The following is a 20,286-nucleotide window of genomic DNA, read 5'->3' as shown; positions in this document are numbered from 1 at the left end:
TTATCGATTGATGGCGGCACGCGCGGCGAGGGCGCCGCGCACGTGCCCGACTTTTTAAGGAGTGTGACGATGAAGCGATATGGCGTGGAAGGCGGAAAGGGAACGGGCGGTCAGGTGATGCCGTTCGCGCGTGCGGTCGAAGCGGACGGCTGGCTGTTCGTGTCGGGCCAGACGCCGATGGAAAACGGCGAAGTGATCAACGGCGGCATCGTCGAGCAATCGCACAAGGCGATCCAGAACGTGTTCGCGATCCTGAAGGAAGCGGGCTATGGCGCCGAGCACGTCGTGCGTTGCGGCGTGTGGCTCGACGATCCGCGCGACTTTGCGTCGTTCAATAAGGTGTTTCGCGAGTATTTTGGCGAGAATCCGCCGGCGCGCGCGTGCGTGGTGTCGTCGATGGTGATCGACTGCAAGGTCGAGGTGGATTGCGTCGCTTACAAGAAGCCGGCGGCCTGAGCGCTTTGACGGCTTTCATGTGACGAGGGCGCCGCAGGCTGTGATGGCCTGGGCGCCCTCGGTGCGTGTGCCGCCGTGCTTTACCGTTACTGCCGCGCGAGCCGCATGTTGTCCGGCATCGGCAGGTTGTAGTTGGTGCGGAACGGGTTGATGTCGAGCCCGCCGCGGCGCGTGTAGCGCGCATAGACCGCGAGCTTCAGCGGTTTGCACATCTTCATGATGTCGACGAAGATCCGCTCGACGCATTGCTCGTGAAAGCCGGTGTGATTGCGGTACGAGATGATGTAGCGCAGCAGGCCCGCGTGATCGATTTGTGGCCCGGCATAGTGGATCTGCACGCTGCCCCAGTCCGGCTGTCCGGTCACCGGGCAGTTCGACTTCAGCAGGTTCGAGAACAGCGTTTCCTCGACCGGCGCTTCGTTGTGCGCCGCGCTCAAAAGCGACGCGTCCGGCTGATAGATGCTCGCCTCGAGTTCGAGCCGATCGAGCGACAGGCCGTCGAATTCTTCCATTTTCAGCTTGCCGAATTCGTGCGGCGTGTGCAGATGCACCGACACCGTCGCGCCGCACGACGCGGACACGTCGCGCCTGATCGTGTCGCGCACGCTCTCGGCCGATTCGAAGGCGGTCTGCGCGAACGAGCCGAGATACAGCTTGAACGACTTGGATTCGACGATGTTCGGCGAATCGGCCGGTACGAAGAACGTCGCGACCGCGATTTGCGGTTTGCCGCGTGTATTCAGCCACGACAGCTCGTAGGCGTTCCAGATGTCGGTGCCGAAAAACGGCAGTCGCGCGGTAATGCCGATCGCCTCGCGGGCATGGCTGCGCGCAATCGGAAACAGCAGCGTCGGATCGTATTGTTCGGTGTAAGTCGAGGACTTACCGAGCGGGGATTGTTCGGGTGTCATGATGCGTTCACGATGCCACTCAAAACGTGCCCGGTCGCCGTTACGACGCGGGCCGATTCGCAGTGGCCGATCTGGTCGTCGAAGAAAAAGTCGGGCTCGAACTCGCGCAAAAATGCGCTCTTGTCGAGGCCGCCGAGGAACATCGCTTCGTCGATTTCGATGTTCCACGCCATCAGGGTGCGGATCGCGCGCTCATGCGCGGGGGCCGAGCGTGCTGTTACCAGTGCCGTGCGAATGCGCATCGGCGCGGCCGCGTCCGCCAGTTTTTGCAGCCGGTGCAGCGCTTCGAGCAGCGGCTTGAGCGGACCGTCCGCGAGCGGCAGATGCTTGTTGTCGATCTCGTGACCGACGAACGCGCGCAGGCCGTCTTTCTGGAAGATGCGTTCCGCTTCGTCGGAAAACAAGACCGCGTCGCCATCGAACGCAATGCGGATTTCGTCCGGATACTTGCTCGCCATTTTCGCCGATTCCGGCAACACGCGTGCGGCAGGGAAGCCAGCGGCGAGCGCATCGCGCACGTCCTGCTGATTCGCCGACAGAAACAGCGCCGCGTTCAGCGGCTTCAGATAACCGAACGGCGCGCGGCCGCGCGTGAACACCCCGCGCTCGATCGCGAGTCCGTGTTCGCGGCACGAATGAAACGCGCGCAGGCCGCTGATCGGATCGCTGCGCGACAGGATCACCACTTCGACGCGATGACCGACGGCGTTCAGCGCAAGCAATTTGCGGATCAGCGGAAACGCGACGCCCGGTTTCGCGGGCACGTTCAGGCGCTCGCGCTGCAACGCTTCGTAAGCCTTCAGGTCGCCGGCCTCGTAGACGCGGTTTTCTTCCTCGAAGTCGAACAGCGCGCGCGACGAGATTGCGACCACCAGTTTGTCGACAAGCGAAAGCGCCATCGGTGAGTTCCGGTCCGAAGAGATCAGGCGAGGAAGAGGCGGTAGACCGGGTTTTTCGTTTCTTCCCAGCACGGATAGCCGAGCGTTTCGATGAAGCGCTCGAACGCCGCGTGGTCGCTTTCGGGCACCTGAATGCCGACCAGAATCGAACTGTAGTCCGCACCCTGGTTGCGATAGTGGAACAGGCTGATGTTCCAGTTCGGCGCCATCGACGACAGGAATTTCATCAGCGCGCCCGGACGCTCGGGAAACTCGAAGCGGAACAGACGTTCATCGCGCGCGAGCGGCGAGCGGCCGCCGACCATGTAGCGGATGTGCTGCTTCGACAGTTCGTCGAAGGTCAGATCGACGGTCGCGAAGCCGTGCGCTTCGAAGGCGCCGGCGATCTGCGCCGGTTCGCTGCGGTTGCGGATCTGCACGCCGACGAAGATATGCGCCGAGTTCGCGTCGGCGATCCGGTAGTTGAATTCGGTGACGCTGCGCGTGCCGACCAGTTCGCAGAAGCGCCTGAAGCTGCCGCGCTCTTCGGGGATCGTCACCGCGAAGACCGCTTCGCGGGCTTCGCCCACTTCGGCGCGTTCGGCGACGAAGCGCATGCGGTCGAAGTTCATGTTCGCGCCCGACGTGATCGCGATCAGCGTCTGGTTCTCGATGCCTTCCCGTTCGGCGTACTGCTTCGCGCCCGCCACCGCGAGCGAGCCCGCCGGTTCGAGCACGCTGCGCGTGTCCTGGAACACGTCCTTGATCGCCGCGCACAGTGCGTCCGTGTTCACGAGCAGCACTTCGTCGAGATATTCGCTGCACAGGCGGAAGGTTTCCTCGCCGACGAGCTTCACCGCGGTGCCGTCGGAGAACAGGCCCACTTCGTTCAGCGTCACGCGCTCGCCTGCCTTCAGCGACGCGGCCATCGCGCACGAATCATCGGTCTGCACGCCGATCACCTTGATCTCCGGGCGCACGGATTTCACGTACGCGGCGACACCGGCCGCGAGACCGCCGCCGCCGATCGGCACGAAGATCGCGTGAATCGGCCCCTGGTGCTGGCTGAGGATTTCCATCGCCACCGTGCCCTGGCCGGCGATCACGTACGGATCATCGAACGGATGCACGAAGGTCAGGCCGCGCTCCTCCTGCAGCTTGACCGCGTGACCGTAGGCATCGCTATACGATTCGCCGAACTGCACGACCTCGACGGTCGGCCCGCCATGCGTGCGGATCGCGTCGACCTTGAGCTGCGGGGTCGTCACCGGCACGACGATGATCGCCTTCACGCCCATGCGTGCGGCCGACAACGCCACGCCCTGCGCATGATTGCCCGCCGACGCGGTGATCACGCCGCGACTGAGCGCTTCGGCCGGAATATGCGCCATCTTGTTGTACGCGCCGCGCAGCTTGAACGAGAACACCGGCTGGTTGTCCTCGCGCTTCAGATAAACCGGATTGCGCAGCCGTGCCGACAGGTTCGGCGCGCGTTCGAGCTCGGTCTCGCGCGCCACGTCGTAGACGCGCGCGGTCAGGGTCTTTTTCAGGTAGTCGTGGGAAGCCATGCGGGTCGCGCGGTGCGCTGTGTGAGACGGGAAAACGTCAATGATAGCGCCAACGGTGCCTGCTCTGGCCGTTCCGCGCGCGGCGGAGAAGGGTGGCACGCCACTGGCCGGGCCGTTTCGGCACCGTTGAGCGAATTTTGCCAAACCGTCCGGCCGGTCAATGGGGTCGCATGCGAAACGCCGCGGGATTCGCCGCCAAATCCCCCGAAGCGCCGTCACCGCCCAGGTTCCTGCCGTCAACGCGTGGCGGGATGATGCGGTAGAATTCCATTTTGGAATAAGGATCGGAAGATGCACTGGCAGCCTCGGATCGCCCATTTAATGCCCGTTCCGCGCGAATCCTGCCCCGCGGCGGAGCGGCATCTCCGCCACGCGCGATCGTGTAGCTGTCCCTGAGTCCCGCGAAGCGACCGCCGTGAGTTGGCCGCCGGTCGTGTTCGCTCCCCTAGAAGCCCTAGAAGATTTCAAGCATTGCGCCCCACGCGCATTGTCGGCCGACGCCTCGTGACGAGCGCGCCAGGCCGACCTACCGAGTCGTCCAAACATGAACGCACCTCAAGTTTTCGATCCGCACGGCGCCGCCGCTGCGGTGGCCGCCGATCCCGAAGCGCGTCTGCGCGAAATTCCCTACAACTACACGTCGTTCTCCGACCGCGAAATCGTCATCCGCCTGCTCGGCAACGAGGCTTGGGATGCGCTCGCCGAACTGCGCGCCGAACGCCGCACCGGACGCTCGGCGCGCATGCTGTACGAAGTGCTCGGCGATATCTGGGTCGTGCGCCGCAATCCGTATCTGCAGGATGACCTGCTCGACAACCCGAAGCGCCGCGCGCTGCTGATCGAAGCGCTCAATCACCGCCTCGCCGAAATCGAGAAGCGCCGCCGCGCCGATTTGCGCGAACACGGCGACGAAGCCGGCGTCGATCGCGCCGCGCGCGTCGAAAAGCTGGTACAGGCCGCGCGCCGCGCTATCGACCAATTCGCCGGCGAATTCCAGCAGACCTACGACCTGCGCCGCCGCACGACGCGCGTGCTCGGCAAGGTCACGCAGAAGGACAACATCAAGTTCGACGGCCTGTCGCGCGTCTCGCACGTGACCGACGCGACCGACTGGCGCGTCGAATACCCATTCGTCGTGCTGACGCCGGACTCGGAAGCCGAAATCGCCGGCATGATCAAGGCCTGCTTCGAACTCGGCCTGACCGTGATTCCGCGCGGCGGCGGCACCGGCTACACGGGCGGCGCGGTGCCGCTCACGCCGTTCTCGGCCGTCATCAACACCGAAAAGCTCGAACAGCTCGGCCCGGTCGAAATGACCCAGCTGCCGGGCGTCGGTCGCAAGGTCGCGACGATCTTCTCGGGTGCGGGTGTCGTCACGCGCCGCGTGACCGAAGCGGCCGAGCAGGCCGGCTTCGTGTTCGCGGTCGACCCGACCTCGCTCGACGCGTCCTGCGTCGGCGGCAACGTCGCGATGAACGCGGGCGGCAAGAAGGCGGTGCTATGGGGCACGGCGCTCGACAACCTCGCGTGGTGGCGCATGGTCGACCCGGAAGGGAACTGGCTCGAAGTCACGCGTCTCGAGCACAACATGGGCAAGATCCACGACACCGAAGTCGCGCGTTTCGAACTCAAGTGGTTCGACGGCAACTACGCGCCGGGCGAGAAACTGCTGCGCACTGAGGCGCTCGATATCAAGGGCCGCGTGTTTCGCAAGGAAGGCCTCGGCAAGGACGTCACCGATAAATTCCTCGCCGGACTGCCGGGCGTGCAGAAGGAAGGCTGCGACGGCCTCATCACGTCCGCGCGCTGGGTGCTTCACAAGATGCCCGCGCATACGCGCACCGTCTGTCTCGAGTTCTTCGGCCAGGCGCGCGAGGCGATTCCGAGCATCGTCGAAATCAAGGACTACCTGTTCGAGACGTCGCGCCAGGGCGGCGCGATTCTCGCGGGCCTTGAGCATCTCGACGAGCGCTATCTGCGCGCGGTCGGCTATGCGACCAAGAGCAAGCGCAACGCGTTTCCGAAGATGGTGCTGATCGGCGACATCGTCGGCAACGATGCGGACGCGGTCGCGCAGGCCACCTCGGAAGTCGTGCGCATGGCCAACGGCAAGAGCGGCGAAGGTTTCGTCGCGGTCAGCGCCGAGGCCCGCAAGCGCTTCTGGCTCGACCGCAGCCGCACCGCCGCGATCGCGAAGCACACCAACGCGTTCAAGATCAACGAAGACGTCGTGATTCCGCTCGACCGCATGGGCGAGTACACGGACGGCATCGAGCGCATCAACATCGAGCTGTCGCTGAAGAACAAGCTGCAACTGGTCGACGCGCTCGAAGCGTTCTTCAAGGGCGGCAAGCTGCCGCTCGGCAAGAGCGACGACGCGAACGAAATCCCGAGCGCCGAGCTGCTCGAAGACCGCGTGCAGCAGGCGCTCGATCTGCTCGCGCGCGTGCGCACGCGCTGGGAATTCGTGCGCGACAAGCTCGACCTGTCGCTGCGCGAGGCGCAGCACTATCTGGTCGGCCTCGGCTATGAATCGCTCGCGGAGAAGTTTGCCGATCGCGTCGACGCGCAACCGGAAGCAACCGTATTCCACCTCGCCCAAGACCGCACGATCCGCGTGTCGTGGAAGCAGGAAATCCGTGCCGAATTGCGGCAGATTTTCAATGGCGGCGAGTTCAAGCCGATCCTCGACGAAGCCCAGGCGATCCACAAGCAGGTGCTGCGCGGCCGCGTGTTCGTCGCGCTGCACATGCACGCGGGCGACGGCAACGTGCACACCAACATCCCGGTCAACTCCGACAACTACGAGATGCTGCAGGACGCGCACACGGCGGTCGCGCGCATCATGAAGCTCGCGCGTTCGCTCGACGGCGTGATCTCCGGCGAGCACGGCATCGGCATCACGAAGCTCGAATTCCTGACCGACGACGAGATCGGCGAATTCCGCAAGTACAAGCAGCGCGTCGATCCGCATGGCCGCTTCAACGCCGGCAAGCTGCTCGAAGGCGCGGACCTGCGCAACGCGTACACGCCGAGCTTCGGGCTGATGGGCTACGAATCGCTGATCATGCAGCAGTCCGATATCGGCGCGATTTCCGAGTCGATCAAGGACTGCCTGCGCTGCGGCAAGTGCAAGCCGGTCTGCGCGACGCACGTGCCGCGCGCGAACCTGCTATACAGCCCGCGCAACAAGATTCTCGCCACCTCCCTGCTGGTCGAGGCATTCCTGTACGAAGAGCAGACGCGCCGCGGCGTGTCGATCAAGCACTGGGACGAGTTCAACGACGTCGCCGATCACTGCACCGTCTGCCACAAGTGCGTGACGCCGTGCCCGGTGAAGATCGACTTCGGCGACGTGTCGATGAACATGCGCAACCTGTTGCGCAAGATGGGCAAGAAGAAGTTCAACCCGGGCAACGCGGCGGGCATGTTCTTCCTGAACGCGACCAACCCGCAGACCATCAATCTCGCGCGCACCGCGATGATGGGCGTCGGCTACAAGGCGCAACGTCTCGGCAACGAGGTGCTGAAAAAGTTCACGAAGAAGCAGACCGCGCATCCGCCCGCCACGGTCGGCAAGCCGGTGATCACGCAGCAGGTGATCCACTTCATGAACAAGAAGATGCCGGGCAACCTGCCGAAGAAGACCGCGCGTGCGTTGCTCGATATCGAGGACAACAAGATCGTCCCGATCATCCGCAATCCGAAGACGACCACCGCCGACACCGAAGCGGTGTTCTACTTCCCGGGCTGCGGCTCCGAGCGGCTGTTCTCGCAGGTGGGTCTCGCGACCCAGGCAATGCTGTGGGAGGCGGGCGTGCAGACCGTGCTGCCGCCGGGCTACCTGTGCTGCGGCTATCCGCAGCGCGGCTCGGGCCAGTACGACAAGGCCGAGCAGATCGTCACCGACAACCGCGTGCTGTTCCACCGCGTCGCCAATACGCTGAACTACCTCGACATCAAGACGGTCGTGGTGTCGTGCGGTACGTGTTACGACCAGCTCGCCGGTTACGAATTCGAAAAGATCTTCCCGGGTTGCCGGATCATCGACATCCATGAGTACCTGCTGGAAAAAGGCATCAAGCTCGATGGCGTGAACGGCGTGCGCTACATGTACCACGACCCGTGCCATTCGCCGATCAAGACGATGGACCCGGTCAAGCTCGTCAACCAGCTGATGGGTTCGGAACAGGACGGCTACAAGATCGAGAAGAACGACCGCTGCTGCGGCGAATCGGGCACGCTCGCGGTCACGCGTCCCGACATCTCGACTCAGGTGCGCTTCCGCAAGGAAGAAGAAATCCGCAAGGGCGCGGCGAAGCTGCGCGGTATTCCGCTCGTTGCCGAAGCAGGCGCGAACGCGATCAATCCGGCCAATGCATCGGCCGGATCCGCCGGTGCGACCAACGGTTCCGTGCTGAAAGCCGGCGACGGTCCGCAGCCGGGTAACGGCAACGCGGGTTCGACCGACGTCAAGATCCTCACGAGCTGCCCGTCGTGCCTGCAAGGGCTGTCGCGCTACAACGAAGACGCGGGTACCGAGGCGGATTACATCGTGGTCGAGATGGCACGTCACGTGCTCGGCGAAAACTGGATGGCGGACTACGTACAGCGGGCGAACAATGGCGGAATCGAGCGCGTGCTGGTTTAATGGCACGACCGACGATATTTGCCGAGGACGACGATGGACTGCGTTTTTTGCCGTGAAGACGGCGGCGATGTGCTATGGCAGGACGACGCGTTGCGAGTCGTCCTCGCCGACGAACACGACTACCCGGGCTTTTGCCGGGTCATCTGGAACGCTCACGTAGCCGAGTTTTCGGATCTTTCCGCCGACGACCGCGATCACGTGATGAAGGCCGTCTACGCGGTCGAGCGTGCGCAGCGGCGCGTGATGCAGCCCGCGAAGGTCAATCTCGCGAGCCTCGGCAACCAGGTGCCGCACGTGCACTGGCACGTGATTCCGCGTTTCTCGAACGACGCGCATTTCCCCCTGCCGATCTGGGCGCCGCGCCAGCGCACGGTGTCCGAAGCGATGCTGTCGTCGCGTCGCGCGCACGCCACGTTGCTGCGCGAAGCCGTGCGGCAGGAAATCGAACAGGCGCTGGGCTGAGCATCGCTGAATCCGCCGCCGCGCACCGCCGGGCTCCGGTCGGTGCGCGGGGCGGCCGAGCCGTCGTTATCACCCCGCCGTTATCTGATGAGGCCAACATGAGCGGATTGACTCCCGAGACGCCGGTGCCGACCGGCGTGGTCGTGCATTCCAAGTCGCGCGTGCTCGAACTGCAGTACGCGAACGGCGAAGCGTACCGGCTGCCGTTCGAACTGCTGCGCGTCTATTCGCCGTCGGCGGAAGTGCAGGGCCACGGGCCCGGCCAGGAAACGCTGCAGACGGGCAAGCGCGACGTGACGATCACGATGATCGAAGGCGTCGGCAATTACGCGCTGCAGCCGACTTTCTCCGATGGCCACTCCACCGGTATCTATTCGTGGGACCTGCTGTACGACATGGCCGTACGTCAGGATGAACTCTGGCGCGCGTATCTCGCCAAACTGGCAGCGGCCGGCATCGACCGCGACACGCCGATGGTGCCCGCCGCAGCTGCGCACGGGCACTGTCACTGATACGATTCGCCCCCGAACGCCGCTCGAGCGGCGCAACATTCAAGAACACGCGAAAGGACGAGCGCGATGAGCAAAACCCACTTCGGCTTTCAATCGGTCGACGAACAGGACAAGGCGCAGAAAGTGGCGGGGGTGTTCCACTCGGTGGCCGCCAACTACGACCTGATGAACGACCTGATGTCGGGCGGATTGCACCGGGCGTGGAAGGTGTTCACGATCGCCCAGGCGAACGTGCGGCCGGGCTACAAGGTGCTCGACATCGCGGGCGGCACGGGCGATCTGTCGAAGGCGTTCGCCAAACAGGCGGGCGAGACGGGCGAGGTCTGGCATACCGACATCAATGAATCGATGCTGCGCGTCGGCCGCGACCGGCTGCTCGACAAGGGCATCATTACGCCGACGCTGCTTTGCGATGCCGAGAAAATCCCGTTCCCGGATAACTATTTCGACGTCGTGACGGTCGCGTTCGGCTTGCGCAACATGACGCATAAAGACATCGCGCTCGCCGAAATGCGCCGTGTGCTGAAGCCGGCCGGGCGGCTGCTCGTGCTCGAGTTCTCGAAGGTATGGGACCCGCTGAAGAAGGTCTACGATCTGTATTCGTTCAAGGTGTTGCCGTGGCTCGGCGAGCGCTTCGCCAAGGACGCGGAAAGCTACCAGTACCTGGCGGAATCGATCCGCATGCATCCTGACCAGGAAACTTTGAAAACTATGATGGAACAAGCCGGTCTCGACAACGTCAAATATTACAATTTGTCAGCTGGCGTGGTAGCGTTGCATGTGGGGACCAAATACTAGGGTCCCTAACCCATCGATTTTTAAAGGAAAGTGCGAAATGTCCGATTCGAATCTGTTATCTGCTCGTAAGGTTAAGGGGTCGCTGGCGAGAAGAATCGGACTGATCGCGATGGTCGGTCTGCTGACGGCCGGCACCCTTGCCTCTCTCGACGCCGAAGCACGCCGCATGGGCGGAGGCCGTAGCTTCGGCCGTCAATCGAACAGTCTGCAGCAGCGCCAGACGACGCCGCCGTCCCAGCCCGCGCAGAACAATCAGGCCACGCAGCAGAGCGCGCAACCGGCGGCTCCTGCAACCAAGCCCACGCCGCCCGCCGCGCCGAACCGCAATCGCTGGCTGGGCCCGATCGCCGGTCTCGCGGCCGGTCTCGGCATCGCCGCGTTGCTGTCGCATTTCGGGCTCGGCGAGGCGTTCGCCGGCATGTTCGCCAACGTGATCGTGATTGCGTTGATCGCGATGGTCGTGATCTGGCTCATCCGCCGCTTCACCGGCCGCAAGCGCGATGCGGAGCAACCGGCTTACGCGGGCACGGCGCCGTCGCTGAACACCAAAGGCACCGACTATATTCAGGAGCCGCGTTACACCGCGCCGCCGACCGGCTCGTATCTCGAACCGCAGGGCAACCCGTTGACGACGCCATCGCTCGGCGCGACGCCGTCGGTGCCGGCCGGCTTCGATTCGGAAGCGTTTCTGCGTAACGCGAAGGTGTACTTCGTGCGCCTGCAGGCCGCGTGGGACGTCGGCAATGTCGATGACATCCGCGAATTCACGACGCCGGAAATGTTCGCCGAAGTGCGCGTCGATCTCACCGCGCGCGGCACGCAGCCGAACCAGACCGACGTCGTGCAGTTGAACGCCGAGCTGCTCGGCGTCGAGGAGCGCGCGACCGAATACTTCGCGAGCGTGCGCTTCTCCGGTTTGATCCGCGAGGCGCCGGGCGCGGCGGCCGAGCCGTTCGTCGAAGTCTGGAATCTGACGAAGGCGAATCGCCCTGGCGAAGGATGGCTGCTTGCCGGCATCCAGCAGGTCGAGCAACACTGACATGCCGAAGCATCGATCGAAAAAAGCCGGCCACGGCACGGCGATTCCTCGCCTCGCGCATCGCTTAGGCCGTTCGGCATAGCAGGCCGCGAAGCGAACGGACGTTACAATGGGAGCCCGCGCAAGCACCTCGCTCGCGCGGGTTTTTTCTTGCCACCTTCGATGACCCTCGCCGCCAAGCCCTTCGCTGCTGCTGTCAATCATCTGCTCGCCCGCGAATCGTGGGCCCGCGAGCGCCTCGCCCCGTACGCGGGCAAGACCGCACGCCTGTCATCTCCACCGGTTGTGCTTGCACTGCTCGTGCAGCCCGACGGCTATCTCGGCACGCTCGACGAAGCCGATGCGCATCAGTTCGACGTGACCGTCTCGGTGCCGTCCGACGCACTCCCGGCCTTCCTGCAAGGTGGCCAGGCCGCAGTGATGAAGCACGTGAAGATCGAGGGCGACGCCGAGTTCGCGACCGTGATCGCGAAGCTCGCCGAGCATCTGCGCTGGGAGCCGGAGGAAGATCTCTCGAAGCTGATCGGTGATGGGCCCGCGTGGCGCATCACGTCGCTCGTGCGTTCGGTCGGCGAGCATGTGCAACGCACCGGCCGCAACCTGCTCGACACGGCAGCCGAGTATCTGCTCGACGAGAATCCGCAGCTGGTGCGCCGTACCGCGCTCGCGGACTTCAACGTCGAGCTGGCGCGCGCGCGTGATTCGCTCGCGCGCGTCGAAAAGCGCATCGAGCGTCTCGAACAGAAGGTCGAAGCCCGCGGCGCGCAAGCGTCGGGCGGCGCCGCCACGTCGCGCGGCACGCGCTAGTCAACGGGCCCAGCCATGCGTTTTCTGCGTTTTCTCAAGATATTTTTCACGGTCATCCGCTTCGGCCTCGACGAAATGATGTTGAGCCGCATCAACGATCGGCGCGTGCGTTTGCTGCTGCGAATCACGACCCTCGGCCGCAAGTTCGATGCGCCTCCGGGCGTTCGTCTGCGGCTCGCACTCGAAAGTCTCGGGCCGATCTTCGTCAAGTTCGGCCAGGTGTTGTCGACCCGTCGCGATCTGCTGCCGGTCGATATCGCCAACGAACTCGCGAAGCTGCAGGACCAGGTGCCGCCGTTCGATTCGGCGGTCGCGATCGCACTCGTCGAGAAGTCGCTCGGCGCGCCGGTCGACGTGTTGTTCGACGATTTCGAGCGGGTCCCGGTCGCGAGCGCGTCGATCGCGCAGGTCCACTTCGCGACGGTGAAGGCCGGCCAGCACGCAGGCAAGGCGGTCGCGGTGAAGGTGCTGCGTCCCAACATGCTGCCGGTGATCGATTCCGACCTCGCGCTGTTGCGCGACATCGCCGTGTGGGCCGAGCGTCTGTGGGCCGACGGCAAACGACTGAAGCCGCGCGAAGTGGTCGCCGAATTCGACAAGTATCTGCACGACGAACTCGACCTGATGCGCGAGGCTGCCAACGGTAGCCAGTTGCGGCGCAACTTCCAGGGGCTCGACCTGCTGCTCGTGCCCGAGATGTACTGGGAATTCTGCACGCCCACGGTGCTCGTGATGGAGCGGATGGTCGGTGTGCCGATCAGCCAGGTCGACACATTGCGCGCGGCGGGCGTCGATATCCCGAAGCTCGCGCGCGAGGGCGTCGAGATTTTCTTCACGCAGGTGTTCCGCGACGGCTTTTTCCACGCCGACATGCACCCCGGCAACATCCAGGTGAGCCTCGATCCCGCGCACTTCGGCCGCTATATCGCGCTCGACTTCGGCATCATCGGCGCGCTGTCGGACTTCGATAAAAACTACCTCGCGCAAAACTTCCTCGCGTTCTTCAAGCGCGACTACCATCGCGTCGCGACGCTGCATCTGGAGTCGGGCTGGGTGCCGCCGACCACGCGTGTCGAGGAGCTCGAAAGCGCGATCCGCGCGGTCTGTGAACCGTACTTCGATCGCGCGCTGAAGGACATTTCGCTCGGCCAGGTGCTGATGCGCCTGTTCTCGACGTCGCGGCGCTTTAACGTCGAGATCCAGCCGCAGCTCGTATTGCTGCAAAAGACGATGCTGAACGTGGAAGGACTCGGCCGTTCGCTCGACCCCGAACTGGATCTCTGGAAGACCGCGAAGCCTTACCTCGAGCGCTGGATGAACGAGCAGATCGGCTTGCGCGGCTGGTACGAGCGTTTGAAGATCGAGGCGCCGCAGTGGAGCAAGACGCTGCCGCAGTTGCCGCGTCTCGTCCACAACATGCTGGCCGAGCGCCATCATCCAGTGGGCGGCGCGAACGACGACGTGATCCGCCAGATCCTGCTCGAGCAGAAGCGCACCAACCGTCTGCTGCAAGGCCTGCTGCTGTTCGGCGTGGCGGTCGGCGTCGGCGCGATGCTGGCGCGGGCGTTCCTGGCGCTCGCATACGGCGGTTGAGTGCGGCTGACGGCCCATTGGCCGCGCTGTGTTTCAGCGGCGGTGTCAGCCGCGGCTTGCGGTGACGACAGGGGCAAACCTCAACGAGGCATCCGATGAGCGATCCGACCCAACCCCCCATGCCCGATTTCGCGAACCGCGATCCCAACTCACCCGAGTTCTGGGACGAACGTTTCGAGCGCCGTTTCACGCCGTGGGACCAGGCGGGCGTGCCGTCCGCGTTTCGCGCGTTCGCTGACCGGCACCGCGACGCCGCCGTGCTGATTCCAGGCTGCGGCAGTGCCCACGAAGCGGCATGGCTCGCGCGTCGGGGCAACCTGGTGCGCGCGATCGACTTCTCCGCCGCCGCCGTCGCGGGGGCGCGCGAGCAACTCGGCGCGCAGCACGCATCGCTGGTCGAGCAGGCGGACTTTTTCACCTATGCGCCGCCGTTCACGCCCGCGTGGATCTACGAGCGCGCGTTCTTCTGCGCGCTGCCGCCGACGCGCCGCACTGACTATGCGCAACGCATGGTCCAACTGCTGCCGTCCGGCGGGTTGCTCGCGGGGTACTTTTTTATCGGCGCGACGCCGAAGGGGCCGCCGTTCGGCATCGAACGCGATGAGCTCGACGCGCTGTTCACGCCACACTTCGAGCTTATCGAAGACGAAGCGGTCGACGACTCGATCGCCGTTTTTGCCGGACACGAGCGCTGGCTCACCTGGCGGCGTCGCGGCTAGCGCCACGCGCCGCTCTTGACAGATCCGCGGGACGCCCCCATCTGGCGCGGTGGCGGGCGCGTCACGCGTCCGCTTCCCGAAATCCGGGGAACGGACATCGTTTGCGGCTATAATTCAAGGCTTTGCAAGCGTTTACAAGATTTCAGTAGGGATTTGGAGTAGGAAAGGATCATGCCGATCTACGCTTATCGTTGCGGGTCATGCGGCTTTGGGAAGGACGTGCTCCAGAAGATGAGCGACCCCCAGTTGACGCAGTGCCCCGAGTGCGGAAAAGACACCTTTAGCAAGCAACTCACCGCCGCCGGCTTCCAGTTGAAAGGCTCCGGCTGGTACGTGACCGATTTCCGCGGCGGCAGCGGCGGCGCGAGCACGCCGGCCACGTCGGAAGGGAAGTCCGAGCCGTCCGCGGCCGCTGCCCCGGCTGAACAGGCTGCCCCGGCCGCGCCCGCGGCCCCCGCCGCAGCGCCCGCCGCCGCGAGCGGTTCCGGCAGCGCCTAGTGGGACCGCCGCCCCGCGCGGGCGGCGTATCTACCGCGCATGGGCTTCGGCCCGCGCAGCTTTCTGGCGGTACACATGACGACGAAGAAATTCACGCTCAAATCGGTGTTTCTGACCGGCCTGCTGGTGCTGGTGCCTCTGGCTATCACACTGTGGGTGCTCGGTCTGATCATCGGCACGATGGACCAGACGCTGTTGCTGCTGCCTACCTCGTGGCAGCCGGAACGCGCGATCGGCTATCGCTTGCCGGGCCTCGGCGCGGTGCTCACGCTCGCGTTCATCTTCGTCGTCGGGCTGTTGACGCAGAACTTCATTGGGCAGAAGCTCGTGAAGTGGTGGGAACTGCTGGTTGCGCACATTCCGGTGGTCGGCCCGCTCTACACCAGCGTCAAGCAGGTGTCCGACACGCTGCTGTCGAGCAGCGGCAATGCATTCCGCAAGGCGCTGCTGATCGAGTACCCGCGCCGCGGTTCCTATACGATCGCGTTTCTGACCGGCATCCCGGGCGGCGACGTGGCCAACCATCTGAAGGAAGATTACGTCAGCGTGTACGTGCCGACCACGCCGAACCCGACGTCCGGCTTCTTCCTGATGGTGCCGAAAAGCGAAGTGATCGAGCTCGACATGACGGTCGACGCTGCGCTCAAGTACATCGTCTCGATGGGCGTCGTGGCGCCGTCCGCGCCACCGCCGGCGCCGGTGCGCCGCACCACCGTCGAGCCTCCGCTGTAATGCCGGCGCGCAACGCTTCATGCAGGATCGTCTGCGGCGCGCCGTTCAACCAATGCAAAACGAAAGACAAACATCATGTCGATGAGATCTGAATACTGCGGTCTGGTGACCGAAGAACTGCTGGGCCAATCCGTCTCGCTGTGCGGCTGGGTAAGCCGCCGCCGCGACCATGGCGGCGTCATCTTCATCGACCTGCGCGATCGCGAAGGGCTCGTTCAGGTCGTCTGCGATCCGGATCGCGCGGACATGTTCAAGATTGCCGAAGGCGTGCGCAACGAGTTCTGCGTGCAGGTCAAGGGCGTCGTGCGCGGTCGTCCGGAAGGCACGACCAACGCGTCGCTGAAGAGCGGCAAGATCGAAGTGCTGTGCCACGAGCTGATCGTGCTGAACGCGTCGGTTACGCCGCCGTTCCAGCTCGACGACGACAACCTGTCGGAAACCACGCGTCTCACGCATCGCGTGCTCGACCTGCGCCGTCCGCAGATGCAGCACAACCTGCGTCTGCGCTATCGCGTCGCGATCGAAGTGCGCAAGTACCTCGACGAGCAGGGCTTCATCGACATCGAAACGCCGATGCTGACGAAAAGCACGCCGGAAGGCGCGCGCGACTACCTCGTGCCGTCGCGTACGAACCCGGGCCAGTTCTTCGCGCTGCCGCAGTCGCCGCAGCTGTTCAAGCAGTTGCTGATGGTCGCGAACTTCGACCGTTACTACCAGATCACCAAGTGCTTCCGCGACGAAGACCTGCGCGCCGACCGTCAGCCGGAATTCACGCAGATCGACTGCGAGACCTCGTTCCTGTCGGAGCAGGAAATTCGCGATCTGTTCGAGGCGATGATCCGCCACGTGTTCAAGACGACGATCGGCGTTGCGCTCGACGAGAAATTCCCGGTCATGGAATACGCGGAAGCGATGCGCCGCTTCGGTTCGGACAAGCCGGACCTGCGCGTGAAGCTCGAGTTCACCGAGCTGACCGACGCGATGCGCGACGTCGACTTCAAGGTGTTCAGCACGCCGGCCAACACGAAGGACGGCCGCGTCGCGGCGCTGCGCGTGCCGAAGGGCGGCGAGCTGTCGCGTGGCGACATCGACAGCTACACGGAATTCGTGCGCATCTACGGCGCGAAGGGCCTCGCGTGGATCAAGGTCAACGAAGCGGCGAAGGGCCGTGACGGTCTGCAAAGCCCGATCGTCAAGAACCTGCACGACGAAGCGCTGAAGGCGATCATCGAGCGCACCGGCGCGCAAGACGGCGACATCATTTTCTTCGCGGCGGATCGCGCGAAGGTCGTCAACGACAGCCTCGGCGCACTGCGCCTGAAGATCGGTCATTCGGAGTTCGGCAAGGCCAACGGTCTCGTCGAGTCCGGCTGGAAGCCGCTGTGGGTCGTCGACTTCCCGATGTTCGAATACGACGAGGAAGACAACCGCTACGTCGCCGCGCATCATCCGTTCACGAGCCCGAAGGACGAGCACCTCGAGTACCTCGAAACAGACCCGGCGCGCTGCCTCGCGAAGGCCTACGACATGGTGCTGAACGGCTGGGAAATCGGCGGCGGCTCGGTGCGTATCTATCGTGAGGAAGTGCAGAGCAAGGTGTTCCGCGCGCTGAAGATCAACGCGGAAGAAGCGCAGGCCAAGTTCGGTTTCCTGCTCGACGCGCTGCAATACGGCGCGCCGCCGCACGGCGGTATCGCGTTCGGCCTGGACCGCATCGTCACGATGATGGCCGGCGCCGACTCGATCCGCGACGTGATCGCGTTCCCGAAGACGCAACGCGCGCAGGATCTGCTCACGCAGGCGCCGAGCGAAGTCGACGAGCGCCAGCTGCGCGAGCTGCACATCCGTCTGCGTTCGCCGGAACCGAAGGCGTAAAACCGTGGCCGCTTCTCGCGGCCGCAAAAAGCCACACGAGCGAAACGAAAAGGCGCTGAGGTGTTCTCCACCTCAGCGCCTTTTTCATTTTTTGCGTTACAGTGAAGCCACCGCTTTCCCGACTCTTTCGACCGTCATCCGACATGTACCGCGCGTCTCGTCGCGCCCAGTTTTGAGCCATGCCGAAACCGCCGAAAATTCCGCAGTCCGTCCTCGTCATCATTCATACGCCCGCGCTCGACGTGCTGCTGCTCGAACGCGCCGACCATGCCGCGTTCTGGCAGTCGGTAACGGGTTCGAAAGACCGGCTCGACGAACCGCTCGCCGACACGGCGGTGCGTGAAGTCGGCGAGGAAACCGGCATTATGATCGGCGGCGCGCTGGTGCCGCGCAGCGCGTTGTTCGACTGGCAGTACTCGATCGACTACGAGATCTACCCGGAATTTCGTTACCGCTACGAAGCGGGCGTGCTCTACAACACCGAGCACTGGTTCAGCCTGCAGGTACCCGAGCGTATCGACGTGTCGCTCGCGCCGCGTGAACACACCGCCTATATGTGGCTGCCGTATGAAGAGGCCGCATCGCGCTGCTTTTCGTCGTCGAATGCCGATGCGATCCTGCAGTTGCCGCGCCGCCTCGCCGCGCGCCCGATCGACCCCCAATCCGGCCAGCTGGCCGGGGAGCGTGGCCAATGAGCGCAGGCGGTTCGGGCCGTCTCGCGCGTCTGCGGCATACGTTGCTCGGCCGTCGTTACTTTCAGCGCTACCGCTTCACCGGCAACAACCAGGTCGAGCTCCTGCGCTCCGGCGACGACTTCTTCGACGCGCTGATCGAGCGCATCGATGCTGCAGAGCACAGCGTCGCGCTCGAAACCTACATCTTCTGCGACGACGAAGCCGGCCACGCGGTCAGCGAGGCGTTGCTGCGCGCGGCCGCGCGCGGCGTCAGGGTGCGCGTCATCACCGACGGCATCGGCACCGCACGCCTGAAAATGTTCGAGCAATGGCCGGCGGGCGGCATCGAGCATCGCATCTACAACCCGCATCTGTTCGGCCGCTTCGGCTTTTCGCGCACGCACCGCAAACTGGCGGTGATCGACGATCGGATCGCGTATTGCGGCGGCATCAATATCGTCGATGACTTCGAGAACAACGGCGAGAAGCTGCCCTACCACCGCTGGGACTTCGCGGTCGAACTGCGCGGGCCGGTGGTCGCTGACGTGCGCGACGCGATCGAGGTGCAGTGGCGGCGGATTCGCCTCGGCCATCGGCCGCTCGATTCGTTCAGGTCAGACGTGTCGTCGCAGGACGCCAACTCGCTCGGCAGTCTGCGCCGGCGCCGGCGGCGCCGCAACGAGGAGCTGTGGGCCGGCGGCGAGCCGTGCGTCGCGTTCGTCGCGCGCGATAACCTGATCAACCGCCGTGCGATCGAAAAGGCCTATCTGGCCGCGATCGGCCAGGCACGCCATGAAATTCTGCTGGCGAATCCGTACTTCATGCCGGGGCGCAAGCTGCGCCGCGCGCTGGTGTTCGCGGCGCGGCGCGGCGTGGTCGTGAAGCTGATCATCGGGCGCAAGGAGTTCAAGGCGCTCGATTACGCGGTGCCGTTCCTGTACCACGCACTGCTGCGCGCGGGCGTGCAGATCGCCGAATACGAGAAGACGCTGCTGCACGGCAAGGTCGCGGTGGTCGATTCGAACTGGGGCACGGTCGGTTCGTCGAATCTCGATGCGCTCAGCCTGATGCTCAACAACGAAGCGAACGTCGTGCTCGTCAACGATCTGTCGATCGCGAAACTTCGCGATGCGATTCTCGATGCGTTCACGGACGCGCGCCGGATCGATGAAGCGCACTACGAATCGCGACCGGCGCGCTTGCGCGCGCTGAGCTGGCTCGCGTACACGAGCTACCGGGTCGCGATGAAACTGCTGACGGTGGGCGGCTACGATTGACACCAATAGAACACGCGCGCACTCGTCGGCAACCGTCAATACAAGGCAAACGCCTCTAAAAAATCTGATTGATCTGATGGTCGAAAGCCGCAAAATTAGAGGCCGGTTAGAAACCGGTTTCTAATAAAGTCCTTGTTTCGGGGACGGCAAGCACTCAATAATAGTACGGCCGTTCGATTTTTAATTCGGTCACATTAGAACGGTAGAACAGCTATGCGAAAAGGCGAACAAACCCGAGCCGCGATTCTCGACGCAGCACTCGATCTGGCAAGCCGAGACGGACTGGAAGGTCTGACGATTGGCCTGCTCGCCGAGCGCATGCAGATGAGCAAGAGCGGCGTGTTCGCGCATTTCGGGTCGCGCGAGGATCTGCAGGTCGAGGTCGTGCGCGAATATCACCGCCGTTTCGAAGACGAGGTGTTTTTCCCGAGCCTGCGCGAGCCGCGTGGTCTGCCGCGCTTGCGCGCGATGATTTCCCGCTGGTTCGAGAAGCGCATTCAGGAAGTCACGACCGGATGCATCTACATCAGCGGCGCCGTCGAATACGACGATCGCGCGGACAGCCAGGTGCGCGAGCAACTGGTGTCGAGCGTGACGACGTGGCGTGCGGCGCTCACGCGCGCGATTTCGCAAGCGATGGAAGAAGGGCATCTGCGCGCCGATACCGACCCGCAGCTGATGCTGTTCGAACTGTATAGCGTCACGCTCGGCCTGCATCACGACGCGCGCTTCCTGCATTTGCCGGATGCGGTGCGCCTCACGTGGGCCGCGCTGGAAAAACTGATTAATTCGTATCAGAGCGAAAGCCGTTAGCGGCGTCGCCGGAACTTACCGGA

18 protein-coding genes are annotated in these 20,286 nt (G+C 64.1%); 15 read left to right on the top strand and 3 right to left on the bottom strand.

The genetic code is table 11. The features are described 5' to 3' along the window. Window positions 1–69 precede the first annotated feature (69 nt). Window positions 70–456 carry a RidA family protein gene (locus tag AB3X94_RS10200; protein WP_008923846.1) on the top strand — a complete coding sequence of 129 codons (387 nt, stop codon included), beginning with the start codon at window positions 70–72 and terminating at the stop codon, window positions 454–456. 86 nt (window positions 457–542) lie between these two features. On the opposite strand, the gene queF is transcribed toward AB3X94_RS10200, so the two are convergent. The 3 genes from queF to ilvA are packed head-to-tail and all read right to left on the bottom strand — an operon-like array spanning window position 543 to window position 3,855. Continuing rightward, entirely contained in the window at window positions 543–1,367 is an 825-nt protein-coding gene (queF, locus tag AB3X94_RS10195) for an NADPH-dependent 7-cyano-7-deazaguanine reductase QueF (protein ID WP_368611446.1), read from the bottom strand. After that, window positions 1,364–2,266 (bottom strand): 5'-nucleotidase, encoded by a 903-nt coding sequence (locus tag AB3X94_RS10190; protein WP_368588517.1) that lies wholly within the window; start codon window positions 2,264–2,266, stop codon window positions 1,364–1,366. Before AB3X94_RS10190 ends, queF begins: the two co-directional genes overlap by 4 nt. Before the next feature lie 23 nt (window positions 2,267–2,289). Further along, entirely contained in the window at window positions 2,290–3,855 is a 1,566-nt protein-coding gene (gene ilvA / locus AB3X94_RS10185; protein WP_312883643.1) for a threonine ammonia-lyase, biosynthetic, read from the bottom strand. Between the two features lie 502 nt (window positions 3,856–4,357). On the opposite strand from ilvA, the gene AB3X94_RS10180 reads away from it, so the two are divergent. From AB3X94_RS10180 to AB3X94_RS10115, 14 genes are all read left to right on the top strand, one after another. After that, on the top strand, window positions 4,358–8,464 hold the full coding sequence (locus AB3X94_RS10180; RefSeq protein ID WP_368611445.1) for a DUF3683 domain-containing protein: 4,107 nt from the start codon (window positions 4,358–4,360) through the stop codon (window positions 8,462–8,464). A gap of 33 nt (window positions 8,465–8,497) precedes the next feature. After that, complete coding sequence (locus AB3X94_RS10175) at window positions 8,498–8,926, top strand: HIT family protein (protein ID WP_176109577.1); 429 nt, start codon at window positions 8,498–8,500, stop codon at window positions 8,924–8,926. A 98-nt stretch (window positions 8,927–9,024) separates the two neighbouring features. Next, entirely contained in the window at window positions 9,025–9,438 is a 414-nt protein-coding gene (locus AB3X94_RS10170) for a gamma-butyrobetaine hydroxylase-like domain-containing protein (protein ID WP_013088372.1), read from the top strand. Window positions 9,439–9,504: 66 nt separating this feature from the next. Beyond that, window positions 9,505–10,236, top strand: coding sequence for a bifunctional demethylmenaquinone methyltransferase/2-methoxy-6-polyprenyl-1,4-benzoquinol methylase UbiE (ubiE, locus tag AB3X94_RS10165; protein WP_176109576.1), 732 nt, complete (start codon window positions 9,505–9,507; stop codon window positions 10,234–10,236). A 37-nt stretch (window positions 10,237–10,273) separates the two neighbouring features. Then, entirely contained in the window at window positions 10,274–11,275 is a 1,002-nt protein-coding gene (locus tag AB3X94_RS10160; protein ID WP_368611444.1) for a TIM44-like domain-containing protein, read from the top strand. A 162-nt stretch (window positions 11,276–11,437) separates the two neighbouring features. Then, window positions 11,438–12,082 (top strand): SCP2 domain-containing protein, encoded by a 645-nt coding sequence (locus tag AB3X94_RS10155; protein ID WP_176109574.1) that lies wholly within the window; start codon window positions 11,438–11,440, stop codon window positions 12,080–12,082. A 15-nt stretch (window positions 12,083–12,097) separates the two neighbouring features. Next, on the top strand, window positions 12,098–13,675 hold the full coding sequence (ubiB, locus tag AB3X94_RS10150) for a ubiquinone biosynthesis regulatory protein kinase UbiB (RefSeq protein WP_176109573.1): 1,578 nt from the start codon (window positions 12,098–12,100) through the stop codon (window positions 13,673–13,675). A gap of 95 nt (window positions 13,676–13,770) precedes the next feature. Then, a complete protein-coding gene (locus AB3X94_RS10145) occupies window positions 13,771–14,394 on the top strand; it encodes a methyltransferase domain-containing protein (RefSeq protein WP_368611443.1) in 624 nt (207 codons plus the stop codon). 171 nt (window positions 14,395–14,565) lie between these two features. Then, entirely contained in the window at window positions 14,566–14,892 is a 327-nt protein-coding gene (locus AB3X94_RS10140; RefSeq protein ID WP_368611442.1) for an FmdB family zinc ribbon protein, read from the top strand. Between the two features lie 75 nt (window positions 14,893–14,967). After that, window positions 14,968–15,624 carry a DUF502 domain-containing protein gene (locus tag AB3X94_RS10135; RefSeq protein WP_026228003.1) on the top strand — a complete coding sequence of 219 codons (657 nt, stop codon included), beginning with the start codon at window positions 14,968–14,970 and terminating at the stop codon, window positions 15,622–15,624. Window positions 15,625–15,699: 75 nt separating this feature from the next. Then, entirely contained in the window at window positions 15,700–17,499 is a 1,800-nt protein-coding gene (gene aspS, locus AB3X94_RS10130; protein ID WP_176109570.1) for an aspartate--tRNA ligase, read from the top strand. Window positions 17,500–17,678: 179 nt separating this feature from the next. Then, window positions 17,679–18,194 carry a dihydroneopterin triphosphate diphosphatase gene (nudB, locus tag AB3X94_RS10125; protein WP_176109569.1) on the top strand — a complete coding sequence of 172 codons (516 nt, stop codon included), beginning with the start codon at window positions 17,679–17,681 and terminating at the stop codon, window positions 18,192–18,194. Next, window positions 18,191–19,450 carry a cardiolipin synthase ClsB gene (gene clsB, locus AB3X94_RS10120; RefSeq protein WP_368611441.1) on the top strand — a complete coding sequence of 420 codons (1,260 nt, stop codon included), beginning with the start codon at window positions 18,191–18,193 and terminating at the stop codon, window positions 19,448–19,450. Before nudB ends, clsB begins: the two co-directional genes overlap by 4 nt. A 213-nt stretch (window positions 19,451–19,663) precedes the next feature. Beyond that, the gene (locus AB3X94_RS10115; protein ID WP_176109567.1) at window positions 19,664–20,263 is read left to right on the top strand and encodes a TetR/AcrR family transcriptional regulator; all 600 of its coding nucleotides are present in this window, start codon (window positions 19,664–19,666) and stop codon (window positions 20,261–20,263) included. The last annotated feature ends 23 nt before the right edge of the window (window positions 20,264–20,286 follow it).

Source organism: Paraburkholderia sp. BR10923 (genome assembly GCF_040948765.1).
Lineage (GTDB): Bacteria > Pseudomonadota > Gammaproteobacteria > Burkholderiales > Burkholderiaceae > Paraburkholderia > Paraburkholderia youngii.
This window is presented reverse-complemented; position numbering and strand designations above follow the sequence as displayed.

Excerpts from the sequence above, each read along its gene's own strand:
- AB3X94_RS10200 (WP_008923846.1), top strand. The coding sequence starts at position 70 with ATGAAGCGATATGGCGTGGAAGGCGGAAAGGGAACGGGCGGTCAGGTG.
- queF (WP_368611446.1), bottom strand. The coding sequence starts at position 1,367 with ATGACACCCGAACAATCCCCGCTCGGTAAGTCCTCGACTTACACCGAA.
- AB3X94_RS10190 (WP_368588517.1), bottom strand. The coding sequence starts at position 2,266 with ATGGCGCTTTCGCTTGTCGACAAACTGGTGGTCGCAATCTCGTCGCGC.
- AB3X94_RS10180 (WP_368611445.1), top strand. The coding sequence starts at position 4,358 with ATGAACGCACCTCAAGTTTTCGATCCGCACGGCGCCGCCGCTGCGGTG.
- AB3X94_RS10175 (WP_176109577.1), top strand. The coding sequence starts at position 8,498 with ATGGACTGCGTTTTTTGCCGTGAAGACGGCGGCGATGTGCTATGGCAG.
- AB3X94_RS10170 (WP_013088372.1), top strand. The coding sequence starts at position 9,025 with ATGAGCGGATTGACTCCCGAGACGCCGGTGCCGACCGGCGTGGTCGTG.
- ubiE (WP_176109576.1), top strand. The coding sequence starts at position 9,505 with ATGAGCAAAACCCACTTCGGCTTTCAATCGGTCGACGAACAGGACAAG.
- AB3X94_RS10160 (WP_368611444.1), top strand. The coding sequence starts at position 10,274 with ATGTCCGATTCGAATCTGTTATCTGCTCGTAAGGTTAAGGGGTCGCTG.
- AB3X94_RS10155 (WP_176109574.1), top strand. The coding sequence starts at position 11,438 with ATGACCCTCGCCGCCAAGCCCTTCGCTGCTGCTGTCAATCATCTGCTC.
- ubiB (WP_176109573.1), top strand. The coding sequence starts at position 12,098 with ATGCGTTTTCTGCGTTTTCTCAAGATATTTTTCACGGTCATCCGCTTC.
- AB3X94_RS10145 (WP_368611443.1), top strand. The coding sequence starts at position 13,771 with ATGAGCGATCCGACCCAACCCCCCATGCCCGATTTCGCGAACCGCGAT.
- AB3X94_RS10140 (WP_368611442.1), top strand. The coding sequence starts at position 14,566 with ATGCCGATCTACGCTTATCGTTGCGGGTCATGCGGCTTTGGGAAGGAC.
- AB3X94_RS10135 (WP_026228003.1), top strand. The coding sequence starts at position 14,968 with ATGACGACGAAGAAATTCACGCTCAAATCGGTGTTTCTGACCGGCCTG.
- aspS (WP_176109570.1), top strand. The coding sequence starts at position 15,700 with ATGTCGATGAGATCTGAATACTGCGGTCTGGTGACCGAAGAACTGCTG.
- nudB (WP_176109569.1), top strand. The coding sequence starts at position 17,679 with ATGCCGAAACCGCCGAAAATTCCGCAGTCCGTCCTCGTCATCATTCAT.
- clsB (WP_368611441.1), top strand. The coding sequence starts at position 18,191 with ATGAGCGCAGGCGGTTCGGGCCGTCTCGCGCGTCTGCGGCATACGTTG.
- AB3X94_RS10115 (WP_176109567.1), top strand. The coding sequence starts at position 19,664 with ATGCGAAAAGGCGAACAAACCCGAGCCGCGATTCTCGACGCAGCACTC.